Annotated in this window: 12 protein-coding genes; 9 read left to right on the forward strand and 3 right to left on the reverse strand. The window is 53.3% G+C overall.

Features of this window, described 5'->3' with window-relative positions; translation table 11 throughout:
• On the reverse strand, positions 1-316 hold a 316-nt coding region (locus QZ280_RS01575), incomplete at its 3' end, for an SAM-dependent methyltransferase (RefSeq protein WP_365734037.1).
• A gap of 269 nt (positions 317-585) precedes the next feature.
• On the opposite strand from QZ280_RS01575, the gene QZ280_RS01580 reads away from it, so the two are divergent.
• From QZ280_RS01580 to QZ280_RS01610, 7 genes are all read left to right on the forward strand, one after another.
• Positions 586-1,617: a LacI family DNA-binding transcriptional regulator gene (locus tag QZ280_RS01580; protein ID WP_293440480.1), complete on the forward strand. Its 1,032-nt coding sequence runs from the start codon at positions 586-588 to the stop codon at positions 1,615-1,617.
• A 115-nt stretch (positions 1,618-1,732) separates the two neighbouring features.
• The gene (locus QZ280_RS01585; protein ID WP_293440482.1) at positions 1,733-3,025 is read left to right on the forward strand and encodes a sugar ABC transporter substrate-binding protein; all 1,293 of its coding nucleotides are present in this window, start codon (positions 1,733-1,735) and stop codon (positions 3,023-3,025) included.
• A gap of 169 nt (positions 3,026-3,194) precedes the next feature.
• Complete coding sequence (locus tag QZ280_RS01590; protein WP_293440484.1) at positions 3,195-4,133, forward strand: sugar ABC transporter permease; 939 nt, start codon at positions 3,195-3,197, stop codon at positions 4,131-4,133.
• 5 nt (positions 4,134-4,138) lie between these two features.
• On the forward strand, positions 4,139-4,972 hold the full coding sequence (locus tag QZ280_RS01595) for a carbohydrate ABC transporter permease (RefSeq protein WP_293440486.1): 834 nt from the start codon (positions 4,139-4,141) through the stop codon (positions 4,970-4,972).
• Positions 4,973-4,993: 21 nt separating this feature from the next.
• Positions 4,994-5,998 (forward strand): ABC transporter ATP-binding protein, encoded by a 1,005-nt coding sequence (locus QZ280_RS01600; RefSeq protein ID WP_293440488.1) that lies wholly within the window; start codon positions 4,994-4,996, stop codon positions 5,996-5,998.
• A complete protein-coding gene (locus QZ280_RS01605; RefSeq protein WP_293440490.1) occupies positions 5,998-6,768 on the forward strand; it encodes an L-iditol 2-dehydrogenase in 771 nt (256 codons plus the stop codon). Before QZ280_RS01600 ends, QZ280_RS01605 begins: the two co-directional genes overlap by 1 nt.
• Positions 6,756-8,246: a mannitol dehydrogenase family protein gene (locus QZ280_RS01610; RefSeq protein ID WP_293440492.1), complete on the forward strand. Its 1,491-nt coding sequence runs from the start codon at positions 6,756-6,758 to the stop codon at positions 8,244-8,246. The genes QZ280_RS01605 and QZ280_RS01610 overlap by 13 nt, the downstream gene beginning before the upstream one ends.
• A 44-nt stretch (positions 8,247-8,290) precedes the next feature.
• On the opposite strand, the gene QZ280_RS01615 is transcribed toward QZ280_RS01610, so the two are convergent.
• On the reverse strand, positions 8,291-8,788 hold the full coding sequence (locus QZ280_RS01615) for a helix-turn-helix domain-containing protein (RefSeq protein ID WP_293440494.1): 498 nt from the start codon (positions 8,786-8,788) through the stop codon (positions 8,291-8,293).
• A gap of 387 nt (positions 8,789-9,175) precedes the next feature.
• Between QZ280_RS01615 and QZ280_RS01625 the strand changes: the two genes are divergently transcribed.
• Positions 9,176-10,837: an iron ABC transporter permease gene (locus QZ280_RS01625; RefSeq protein ID WP_293440496.1), complete on the forward strand. Its 1,662-nt coding sequence runs from the start codon at positions 9,176-9,178 to the stop codon at positions 10,835-10,837.
• 30 nt (positions 10,838-10,867) lie between these two features.
• On the opposite strand, the gene QZ280_RS01630 is transcribed toward QZ280_RS01625, so the two are convergent.
• Positions 10,868-11,884, reverse strand: coding sequence for an extracellular solute-binding protein (locus QZ280_RS01630; RefSeq protein WP_293440498.1), 1,017 nt, complete (start codon positions 11,882-11,884; stop codon positions 10,868-10,870).
• Positions 11,885-12,066: 182 nt separating this feature from the next.
• Here QZ280_RS01630 and QZ280_RS01635 point away from each other — a divergent pair, with 182 nt between their 5' ends.
• On the forward strand, positions 12,067-13,191 hold the full coding sequence (locus QZ280_RS01635; RefSeq protein ID WP_293440499.1) for a mandelate racemase/muconate lactonizing enzyme family protein: 1,125 nt from the start codon (positions 12,067-12,069) through the stop codon (positions 13,189-13,191).

Consider the following 13,191-nt stretch of genomic DNA (forward strand, 5'->3'; position numbering starts at 1 on the left):
CCGCAGTCACCCATGGAACAACTTCATATGCGATGCCTGCTGCGTTCAGCGCATCTGCCTCTTCTGCCCCACGCGCGCAGACTCCGGGATCGTCGCATTTCAAACGCACGACGCGTTTTCCCTGCTTGGCCGCTGCAACGATCACACCAGAAATTTTGTCTTGTGGCCAATGATGGCAACCCGGCGCTTTACCTACGTAAACACGCTCGGCGTCGCGACGTGCGAGCTCGAGGATATCAAGGCCAACAAGACGGTCATAGTAGATAATATCGACCTCTCGTAAACGATGCACAACGCGCAGAGTGATCGGGCGCACTTAATTACTTTTTAAAGTCAGAGGTTTGCTAAATTTCATCCGGTCCACTCATAGGCTCTATTTACTCTAACTTACATCCGACTTTCTCTCTTCAGCCCCGATCTAGGCAGCTTTGCAAGTGATGTGTGCTAGCACCTCACGTCCAAATCAAATGACTTCATGAGCCGTAATGCGAAAGACAAAGGATATCTCCCCTTGACTGCGTGTGGAGTTGCCTCTTAGCGTACAATAATTAACGCGCGATAAAAATAATGATATCAGGTGATAAAGTGGGACAGCCGAAAATTCGCAATATGGAAGAATTCGCAACTATAAGCGGAATTTCTCGCCCAACTATCTCCAAATATTTCAACAACCCCGAAAGCGTGCGCTCGTCCACCCGAGCAAAGATTGAGGCCGCGCTGAAGCGGCACGACTATCAACCCAACGTTTTCGCGATGAACCAAAACAGGCGTACGACCAAGAATATTGGCGTGGTTGTCCCAAACCTCGCCGATCCCTTTTTTTCTGAGATTGCGCGGCGCGTCGAATTAGCCTGTATTGACGCTGGCTATAGCCCCATCTTGCTGAGCTCTCACGGTAGCGCCGAGATAGAGCGGGACAATCTCACATCCTTGCGTGCGCTTAAACCAGCTGGGGTCTTGCTCGCGCCGTTCGGACGTATGTCGGATGCTGAGGCCGTACACGCATTTGACGAGGATTTCCCGCTGGTGGTGTTTGACGCCAATATGAGCGGTGTTGGCCAAGCATTTGTTGGGACAGACAACGCCCAAAGCGTTGATTTAATGGTGGAATACCTTTGTCGCAGTGGCGAAGCGCCCTGTTTCTTTGAGATGAAATCACCCACTAACCCTAACGCCAACAAGCGTCGCCAAGCCTATATCGAAAGTATGGAACGCCACGGCCATGTGCCGCGTATCTATCAGGCGGAGGGTGAGGGTTGGAACTTTGAAGAGATTGGCAATGTTGAGGGCGGACGCCTTCTGGCGGCCAAAGCTTTTGAAACCAAAACTATTCTTTGCAGTAATGATCGTCTTGCTATTGGAATGTTGTCCGCGGCCTATGCTTTAGGTCTACGTATAGGGCACAACCCAGAGTGTGATTTACGTATTGCAGGGCACGACGATCATCCGTTCTCCAAATTCACCTGCCCGCCCCTTACCACGATTGCACAGGACTATGAGGCAATCGCGAATCGTGCGGTGTATGAGTTGTTCCGCACGTTGGAGACCGAAAATAGGTCAAAAGACCGCACTGAGACGACGTTTGATGGTCGTCTTATCATGCGCGAGTCCGCTTAAGTCGTTGTTTGCACGCCCGCTTTAAACAAAATTTACGCGCGCTAATTTTTAATTGACTTCGCGTTATCGATTCCCCTAGTGTGGTCTTCATCACCCAACTAGGAGGAGATTTGGGATGTCTATCAAGAAAGCACTATACGCTGCTACAGCGATGTCGCTTTTCGCAGCTGGCGGCGCGGTTGCCGACGGTCACGCGAAAGAGTTGACGATTGCGATCGTAAACAACGGTCACATGATCAACATGCAGAAAGTTGCAGAAGCTTACACAGAAGACACAGGCGTTAAGCTGAACTGGGTTTCTCTGGAAGAAGGCGTTCTTCGTGAGCAAGTAACGTCTGACACAGCAACCGGTGGTGGCCAGTACGACGTCATCAACATCGGCATGCAAGAAGCACCAATCTGGGGCGCAGCAGGCTGGATCGAAGCTCTCGACTTCGGCGCAGAATATGACGCAGACGACATTCTGCCAGCAATCCGTGCGGGTCTCTCCCACGAAGGCACAATGTACGCAGCACCATTCTACGGTGAGTCTTCCATGGTTATGTACCGTAAAGACCTCACAGACGCTGCCGGCGTAACAATCGCTGACAACGACAGCTGGGACAACGTGAAAGCAGCAGCTGCTGCGATGCACAACCCAGATGCCGGCGTTTACGGTGCATGCTTGCGCGGTAAGCCAGGTTGGGGTGACAACATGGCGTTCGTCACAACAATGGTTAACTCTTTCGGTGGTGCTTGGTTCGACGCAGACTTCAAACCAACAATCAACTCCGACGAGTGGAAAGCAGCGATCAACTTCTACGTAGACCTGCTTGGCAACTACGGCCCTCCCGGCTCCGAAGGTAACTCCTTCAACGAGATCTTGGCTTTGTACAACGAAGGCAAGTGTGGCATGTGGATCGACGCGACAATCGCGGCATCTTTCCTTGAAGTTGACGGTGTAGCATACGCTCAGTCTCCAAACGCTGGTAACCCAGTGGGCGCGAACTGGCTGTGGGCATGGGCAATGGCTGTTCCAACAGGCACAGAGAACACTGCTGAAGCGAAAGCATTCATCGAGTGGGCAACGTCCAAAGAGTACGTCTACGCTGTAGCAACGCACCCTGATTTTGGCTGGTCTAAAGTGCCAACAGGCCAGCGTGCTTCAACGTACGCTCATAACGGCTTCAAAGAAGTAGCCGGTTTCGCAGCAGCAGAGATGGCGGCAATCGAGTCCGCAGCTCCTGAAGCGACAGACCTGAAGCCATATGTTGGTGTTCAGTTCGCAGCGATCCCTGAGTTCCCAGAAGTAGGCTCTGCAGTTGCTCAAGAGATCGCAGCGGCATTGTCCGGCGCGAAGTCTGTAGACGACGCTCTGGCGGCTTCTCAGGCAGCAGCTGAAGCGATCATGACAGAAGCAGGCTACTAAGTTCTGCCTTAAGATTTTGGAAGGCCCGGCCCTATTCGGGCCTTCCACTCTAAAAGATTGCTGAGCGTCGCGGCCTAAATAAACCGCCACACAACAGCATACCAATCATCATTCAGTTAAATTACTCTTGGAACACGCGAGCAATGTGCTTCGCAGGGGGTCTCTAGTCATGTCTAACAGAACACTTCCACGCTTGCTTCAGTCTCCAGCAGTTTTCCTGCTATTGATCTGGATGCTAGTGCCGCTTTCGATGACGCTTTATTTCTCGTTTATTCGCTACGTGTTGAACAGCCTGCGCAAACCGGAGTGGACGACACCCGCGCTTAGTAACTGGCGTGGTTTTGGCAACTACGAGTTTGTTCTGAAGTCCAAAGACTTTCTTTTCGCGATCCAGAACAGCCTGCTTATTGTGTGTAGTATTCTCTTCCTAACCGTGATCCTTGGCGTTCTGATCGCCGTGTTGATCAACAAGTCATTCCCCGGACAAGGCATCGTTCGCGTTCTCTTGATCTCGCCCTTCTTCGTTATGCCTGCGGTGAACGCGGTTTTGTGGATCAATATGATTCTCGACCCAGTTCTAGGGCTTCAAGGTATCGCAGTCGGCGGTATCAACGACATGGTCGACGGACTTCGGGCCGCTCCCGGTATTGGATGGTTCTTCTCGCTTTGGCCTGAGCTGACCCCAATTTCGTTCCGCGCGACGCAAACCTCTGCCTATGCGGTGATCATCATGGTCACATGGCAGTGGACACCCTTCGCGGTTCTTATCTTCATGACGTCTTTGCAATCCGAAGATCAGCAACAGAAAGAAGCAGCTATCCTTGATGGGGCCAGCACGTGGTCGCAGTTCCGCTTTCTTACGCTGCCACATTTGGGGCGACCCATTGCGATTGTGGTGATGATCCAAGCGATTTTCCATCTCTCACTTTATGCAGAGATCGAGATTGTGAGCCGCGGCAACGGCAATAAAAACCTGCCTTATCTGATTGGTGAATTTGCCAACAACAACATCGGTGCAGCTTCCGCGACTGGAATCTTCGCCGTCATCCTTGCCAACATCGTAGCGATCTTCTTGCTGCGTATGGTTGGCAAGACATTGATGGAGTAACGGACATGGCGATTGTTGCACAATCTTCGAAATACGGACAAATCAGCCGCACTCTTCTGGCTTGGATTGTTGGGTTATTGTTTTTCTTCCCGATCTTCTGGCTTGTCCTGACAAGCTTTAAGACCGATGCGGATGCGGTGAAGCCGGAGTTCTTGTTCTTCTTCACACCAACGCTAGAGAACTACACCAACATGACCGAGAACTATAACTATTGGCGCTTTGCGACCAATTCAGTCATCACCTCGGTGTTCGCGACGATCTTCGCGCTCGCAGTTGGTATTCCTTGCGCCTACTCCATGGCGTTCAACCCTACGCGGGCCACCAAAGACGTGTTGATGTGGATGCTCTCCACTAAGATGCTTCCTGCGGCCGCAGTACTTTACCCGATGACCTTCCTGACCAAAAGTCTCGGGCTGTTTGACACCCACTTCATGGTCATTGTGGTTCTGTGCCTGATTAACCTGCCGATCGTGATCTGGATGCTCTTCACCTACTTCAAAGAGATTCCGAAAGAGATCATCGAAGCGGGCCAAATGGACGGCGTGAACACATGGGGCGAGATCAAAGAGATCCTCATCCCACTCGCATGGGGCGGCATCGCATCAACCGCATTGCTCTGCTTTATCTTTTGCTGGAACGAAGCGTATTGGACGGTGCGCCTGACGACGACAGATGCAGCGACCTTGTCGAAACTCATCGAAGGAAACCGCGCACCAGAGGGCTTGTTCTTCGGACGCCTCTCCGCCGTCTCCGCAGCCGCCGTAGGCCCGATCATCGTGCTGGGTTGGTTCTGCCAGAAACAATTGGTCCAAGGCCTCAGCTTTGGCGCCGTCAAGTAATACCGAGAATAGGATAATATCATGGGACGTATCGTACTTGAACATGTGACCAAAAGCTTCGGCAACACACAAGTGATCCCACCATTGGATCTTACGATTGAAGACGGTGAGTTCGCAGTCTTCGTTGGACCCTCAGGGTGTGGAAAGTCCACCCTCTTGCGCCTGATTGCAGGCCTTGAGGACACGACATCCGGCAAGGTTGTGATCGACGATCAGGATATGACGGAAATCTCGCCCTCCAAGCGCGGCTTGGCGATGGTGTTTCAGTCATACGCGCTTTACCCGCATATGACTGTGCGCAAAAACATCGCCTTCCCAATGCGTATGGCAGGCATGAGCGAAGAAGAGCAGAACAAGCGTATTGAAACGGCGGCGGCCTCTCTGAACCTCACCGATTATCTGGACCGCAAACCGGGTCAGTTGTCTGGTGGTCAGCGTCAGCGTGTGGCGATTGGCCGTGCGATTGTGCGTGATCCGTCTGCGTTCTTGTTCGACGAGCCGCTTTCAAACCTCGACGCTGCTTTGCGTGTTGGAATGCGTCTTGAGATCACCGAGATGCATGAGCGTATGCAGACTACGATGATCTACGTGACACACGACCAAGTCGAAGCGATGACTATGGCCAACAAAATCGTCGTGCTGCAAGCTGGCGTAATCGAGCAAGTGGGCTCGCCACTGGAGCTGTATCACAAGCCACGCAACAAGTTTGTTGCAGGCTTTATTGGCAGCCCAAAGATGAACCTGATCGAAGGTGCAGAAGCGAAAAAGCATAACGCAGAAACGATTGGCATCCGTCCAGAACACGTCGTTGTCTCTAATACAGATGGTCTTTGGAAGGGCACAGTTGGTGTGGCCGAGCATCTGGGTTCTGATACTTTCGTGCACGTCCATGGCATCGAGGGCTGTGATCCAATGACAGTGCGCGCCGCCGGGGACGCCACGTTCAAGCATGGTGAGGATATTTATCTCACACCAGACGAGACGCAGATCCACAAGTTCGACGCCGCTGGTTTGCGGATCGAGTAATGCAACTGGCCGGCAAAACAGCGCTGATCACTGGGGCCGCCCGAGGCATTGGGCGGGCCTTTGCTGAGGCCTATATCGCCGAAGGGGCGCGTGTAGCGATTGCAGATATCGACGACGTACGAGCTGCAACAACTGCTGAGGAGTTAGGTGATCATGCTATTGCTGTGCATATGGATGTCACCGATCCGACAAGCATTGACGGCGCGGTTGCGGCGACTATTGAACAGCTTGGCCATATCGATATTCTGATCAACAACGCCGCCCTCTTTACTGCCGCTCCCATCGTCGAGATAGAGCGCGCGGAGTATCAACGCTTGTTCGACATCAACGTCTCCGGCACCCTGTTCACCCTGCAAGCGGTGGCACGCCACATGATCGAACGCGGCCAAGGCGGCAAGATCATCAACATGGCCTCGCAAGCTGGTCGTCGCGGTGAACCACTTGTGGCTGTCTATTGTGCGACCAAGGCGGCAGTGATCAGCCTGACCCAATCCGCAGGTCTCGATTTGATCAAAAACGGGATCAACGTCAACGCGATCTCCCCCGGTGTGGTGGACGGTGAACATTGGGACGGCGTGGACGCGTTCTTTGCCAAGCATGAGAACAAAGCACCGGGACAAAAGAAGAAAGAGGTCGGCGCAGCCGTGCCTTACGGGCGCATGGGCACGGCCCAAGACCTCACCGGCATGGCTGTCTTTTTGGCCAGTGACGCGGCAGATTACATCGTCGCGCAAACATACAATGTGGATGGTGGACAATGGATGAGCTGATCTCCCTTTCGAATGCGACTTTGGATCAACTGAACCTTGAACACCCGCAATATGATCGCACCGCCCTCACCCCCGGCATCGTGCATATTGGCGTTGGCAACTTTCACCGCGCGCATCAGGCGTGGTATTTGCATCGCTTGATGCAAGCAGGCGAGGCCCATGACTGGGCCATCATCGGCGCTGGCGTACGGCCATATGATGCGGTCATGCGTGAAAAGCTACTGGCGCAAGATTGCCTGACAACTTTGGTTGAATTGGACCCAGATAATGTTTCTGCGGAGGTCGTCGGGTCTATGATCGATTACCTGCCTATTGAAGAAGGGAATGCGCCACTCATCGCACAAATGGCAGATCCTGCCATTCGTATTGTTGCGATGACGGTCACTGAAAGTGGCTATTACATCGACCCCGTCACAAAGGGTTTTGACGCAGCACACCCTGATTTGCAGCACGATGCCGCCCACCCCGACACGCCTGGCACGGCTTTTGGCGCACTGGTTGCAGCCCTCAAGCTACGCCGCGCGGCAGGTCATGCGCCTTTCACGGTGTTGAGCTGTGATAACTTGCAAGGCAACGGCGATATCTTGCGCCAGACCGTCGTGTCCTTAGCGCGCCTCTCTGATCCTGAGCTTGCGGATTGGATCGATGCACATGTAACCTTCCCGAACTCTATGGTCGATTGCATCGCTCCTGCGACGGGTCCGAAAGAGCTGGCCCTTGCGCATGATTTCGGGATCAAAGACACAGCTGTGGTCACGCACGAAGCCTTTCGCCAATGGGTGATAGAAGACAAGTTCTGCGCAGGCCGCCCCGCCTGGGACACGGTTGGTGCAACCTTTTCCGATGAAGTGCACGCGTTTGAGACCATGAAAATCCGCATTTTGAACGCGGGTCATCAGGTAATTGCAAATGTGGGTGAAACGCTGAGTGTTAAAACAATTGCAGGCTGCATGGCGCATCCTGCGATCCGTGCCTTCTTTGGCAAGGTCGAGCGCGAAGAGATTGCGCCGACTGTGGCACCTGTTCCCGGCAAAACACCCGCCGCTTATGTTGATTTGATCGAAGCTCGTTTCTCGAACCCGCGCATCGTGGATACAACCCGCCGCGTCGCCTTTGACGGGTCTGCGCGCCACACGGGCTTCGTATTACCTATCCTGCGTGATCAACTCGCAGCAGAACGATCCGTAAGCGGCCTTGCCTTGGTTGAAGCCCTGTGGGCGCGAATGTGCGCGGGCACGCGCGAAGACGGCTCGGAAATTGAGGCGAACGACCCGATTTGGAACGAGCTGCAGACCGCGGCACTGTCTGCGAAGACCCAGCCCACCACATGGCTGGATCAGAGCAATATCTACGGTGATTTGTACAATGCAGAGCCATTTCGCGACGCTTTTTGCTATTGGCTCGCAATTATTTGGGATCAGGGCTGCATTGCGGCGATGAATGAATACATCGCCCTGGATCATCAAAAATCTGCGTGACCCGCCAAACCAACTTTACTAATGAAGCCAACGATGCGTACGCATCAGCCAAACACACTGATGTATTCGCTCACGCCAATACCAAAGCGGCGCTGAAACGCGCGGCGCATGCGTTGAAGGTCGCCAAACCCGCTATAAATCGCGACCTGTTTGGGCACTATTCGATCCGCCCAAAGCCCGCGCGCATGATCAACGCGCACGCGCTCGACGAATTGTGCAGGCGTTTCTTGCAGTGTTTGCTTGAAATGACGCGACAAGGTGCGTGCGTTCATGCCAGCAGTTGAGGCGAGTTCGTCCAAGGTCAAGTTCAAATGGGGTTGCGTCACGACTTGTTCGATCAAGCGCGAAAGGCGGTCACTACCGCTAAATTGTCCCGCAAGATGAATGGAATACTGGCTTTGTCCGCCGGTTCTACGCAATTGCACCACCAACTCACGCGCGACCTCTAGCGCTGAAGCCTGCCCGCAATCGCGCGCAATGATCGACAGAGCCAGATCAATGCCTGTCGTGATCCCTGCGGAGGTGAATATCTGACCATCCAAGACGCAGATCTTATCAAGATCTCAATCAACGTGTTAATATTCATTCGCATCATCCGCACGCGACCAATGGGTCGTTGCTTTGTGCCCATCAAGCCCCCTGCCGCCGCCAAAACCATCGCACCTTTGGAGGACGGAGCGGTTTTTCTGGTGGTTTTCCTCCCTAATACATAGTTTTCCAGATCAAACGGAGTTTGATATGGTAATGCAGATCACAGAGGTCCAATTCTTGCGAACGAATGAAGCGGCGCAAAAGGAGATGGTGGAAAACTATGTCGGGCTGCCCTATTAACCAGGCTAGAGCAAACCCGACCTAAATAATCAGACTTTTTTTCTACGCGGGCACGAGGTAGAAACGCGCCAAACGCATTGAATGGTTGGCGCAAACGCATGAACAAGTACATCATCTCGGGGGTTTCCCTGCTCGTGATCGCAATTTGTTTGTTGCCGATAGTAGGTGTCATTGCGGCTGCGGCTTTGGGCACGCATGAAACGCTGGCCCAGCTCGCGGAAACGGTACTTTGGCGCTACACGTGGACGACTTTGGTATTGGTGGTTTCCGTCGCGGCGGGGAGTATCGCGATTGGCACGTTAACCGCTTGGCTGGTCGCCACCGCAGAGTTCAAAGGCCGGCGCCTTTTCGAGATTGCACTGGTCATCCCCCTCGCCTTTCCCGCATATGTGTTGGCCTACGCCTACACGGATATTCTGGATCATCCGGGCATAGTGCAATCGACATTGCGCCATGTGATGGATTGGGGGCCACGCGATTATTGGTTCCCTGAAATCCGCTCGCTAGGGGGTGCCGCATTGATGTTGACGCTCGTGCTTTACCCTTACGTCTATTTACTGGCGCGCGCCTCTTTTCGGATGCAAGCAGCAACCCCGTTTTATGCGGCGCGTTCGCTTGGATCCTCGCCGACAAACGCATTTCTCCGTGTGTCACTCCCGATCGCACGGCCTGCAATCGCGGGAGGCAGTCTTCTGGTCATCATGGAGACCATCGCCGATTTCGGAACGGTCGCCCATTTCAGCGTTCAGACTTATGCGACGGGCATTTACACCAGCTGGTTTGGCATGGCAGATCGCGGTGCAGCCGCGCAGCTTGCCCTTGGATTGCTGGCCTTCGCGCTGCTTGTAGCATTGCTCGAATACATCAACCGCGGCTCGGCCCGATATAGCATTAAAGGGCGGCAAGAAACCTTTTCGCGATTCCAGCTTAGCACCAAACGCGCACTTGCGGCACAGATCATATGCGCCTTGCCTGTGGTCTTCGGGGTGATTGTGCCGACAATCACGTTGATTACGATGGGGTTACGATCAGAGCAAAATATCTTCTCCAGCCGCTATCTACATTTCATCCAAAATTCCCTTACTTTGGCGAGCATTGCCGCGCTTGTCACAGTGGCGGCAGCGATCCTCATAGGCACGTTCAATCGCGTGGCCTCAAACAAGCTTTCGCTGGCCTCACTCTTTATCGGGCGTCTTGGCTATGCACTGCCGGGGGGCGTGATCGCCGTCGGGCTTTTGGTACCATTCGCGAGCTTTGACAATTGGCTCGATGCAAGGATGGAGGGGCTGTTTGGCATTTCAACGGGTTTGCTGATCTCTGGCTCTATCTGGCTGTTGATCGCGGCCTATATGATCCGCTTTTTGGCCGCAGCGATTGGTGCCTATGACAGTGGTCTGTCGAGCATCACGCCCAATGTCGATGCTGCCTCTCGCATGCTAGGACGCACTGCTTGGGGCACCGTGCGAGATATTCACTTGCCCGTTTTGCGCCCCAGCATTCTTACCGCTTTGCTGATTGTTTTCGTGGATACGGTCAAAGAACTACCCGCTACCCTGATCCTGCGGCCATTCAACTACGACACACTCGCGGTGCAAGCATTTCGTCTTGCCTCTGACGAGCGACTTGAGGGGGCAGCGGTGCCTAGCTTGATCATTGCAGCCATCGGTTTGGTCCCCGTGATTTTGCTATGCATGCAGATCAGCGGAACCAGAACACCTGCCCATAAAAAAAGCCGAACGAAGAACCCCCGTCCGGCTTGATCTTAATGCTTTATAAAGGTTGGGAACAGTTTAGTTCCAGCCGACCTTGTTGAAGATCTGTTGCGCCATTGGAACATTCTTGGCGACCGAGCTCAGATCCACTGCGTCGGGGCGGAACAAGCCAAGCTGCGCCACCGACGCGCTAAGACCCACACCCGGAACCGCAGGGTATTCGTCGTTGCCACTGCTGAAATACTGCTGCGCAGATGTGCTAGAGAGATATTCAAGAAATTTGATCGCATTATCGCGATTCGGCGCATGTGCCGCAACAGCACCACCGGAGAGGTTCATATGTGCGCCCTCCGCATTCTGAGAAGGAAAGACCCAGCCGATGTTCGCGATTTCATCGCTGGACAATCCTTTGACGTCTTTGCGCAGCGCGCGCGCAAAATAGTAGGTGTTGGAGATTGAAATCTCACACTCCCCAGAGACCAAACCACGGATCTGGTCGGTGTCGCCGCCTTGTGGATCACGTGCAAAGTTCGCAACCACGCCTTTAGCCCACTCGGCCGCTTTCTCTTCGCCGTGGTTTTCGATAATCGAGGACAGCAAAGTCTGGGAATACACGTTCGAGGAAGAGCGATGGCAAACCAATCCTTTGTAAGCCGGATCAGCCAAGCTCAGATAGTCAAGCGGTGGGTTCGCGACATCGTTTTTATCGTAGAAAATGATCCGCGCGCGCTGGGAAAAGCCAAACCACTGATTGTCAGAATCTTGCAAGCTGCTCGGTACGCGTGCTTCGAGCACATCGCTGTCTATAGCCTGCAATACACCCTCATTTTTCGCGCGCTCAAGGCGAGACGTATCAACTGTCAAAAGTATATCCGCTGGTGAATTTTTACCCTCAACCTTAAGGCGTGTGATCAGCTCGTCACCCTTGCCTTCGATCCGGTTGATCGTGATGCCGGTTATATCCTCAAAGTCAGAATACAAGCGTTCATCCGTGTCATAGTGGCGTGAGGAATAGAGGTTCAATTCCCCCTCCGCGTAGAGTGTGCCGCCCATGGCAACGGACAAAGCAAGGCTCGTGATGGTTAGGTTTTTCATTCGGTTTCTCCAGATAAATCAACGTCAGGCAATACCCTGAGTGAGATTCGATTAATTACTGAGTGTTTTTGTCAGATTAATATACTCAACGTCAAGAGGCAAAAAATAATCTCCTATTAGTCGCCTTGAGATAGCAGAGATTTCACCTTAGGATTCACACGCGCGCACGCTAGGATAGACTTATGACACAGCCCAAAGACACACTGATCAACACGATCATAACACGCGTCGATGCCCAGATTTTCAATGTCCCATTGGCCGAAGTCCTAACCGATGCCAAACATGGCGATCATACGCATTTCGAATTGGTGACAGCGACCATTGGCCTATCTGATGGCTCAACAGGAACCGGCTATACCTACACTGGCGGCAAAGGTGGCCGTGCTATTCTTGCAATGATCGAACATGATCTTGCGCCCTTTTTGGTAGGTCGTGACGGAACTGATGTGGAAGCGCTTTATGAGGCGATGCAATGGCATGTGCATTATGTGGCGCGTGGCGGCATTGCCTCCTTTGCAATCTCAGCGGTGGATATCGCGCTTTGGGATTTACGTGGAAAACGGACGGGTGCACCGCTTTGGCAAATGGCCGGAGGCACATCGAACTCGTGTCGCGCCTATTGTGGTGGCATCGATTTAAATTTCTCGCTGTCAAAGTTGATAAAACAGACCGAGGGCTATCTCGCGCGTGGGTTTGACGGCGTGAAAATCAAAATCGGGCAACCCGATTTGGCCGACGATGTTGCACGTGCGAAAGCAATCCGCGACGTGATCGGACCCGACATCGCATTCATGGTTGATGCCAATTACTCAATGAGTGTCCCGCAAGCGATTGAGGCCGCGCGCGCATTCGAACCGTTTGATCTGTTCTGGTTCGAAGAACCAACGATCCCTGATAATTATAAAGGGTACGGCGAGATCGCAAGCGCCACTGGCATGCCTTTGGCGATGGGCGAAAATCTCCATACCTTGCATGAATTCGAATATGCCTGCGAGGATGCGCAGCTGTCCTATATCCAGCCCGACGCGTCCAATTGCGGTGGTATCACAGGTTGGCTTCAAGTGGCCGAGCTCAGCCGCAAACATGGCTTGCCCGCCTGTAGCCATGGTATGCAAGAGCTGCACGTAAGTCTTGTCTCCGCACAGCCCAACGCGGGTTTGATCGAGGTTCACAGCTTTCCGATAGACGAATACACCACACGTCCTTTGGTGGTAAAAAACGCGTTTGCCATCGCACCTGAAGAGGCAGGCATAGGCGTCACATTCGATTGGGATAAGTTGCGCGCGGCACATGCCTCTATGACTTAA

Origin of the sequence: Planktotalea sp. (assembly GCF_018607995.1) — a bacterium.
Classification (GTDB): Bacteria; Pseudomonadota; Alphaproteobacteria; order Rhodobacterales; family Rhodobacteraceae; genus Planktotalea.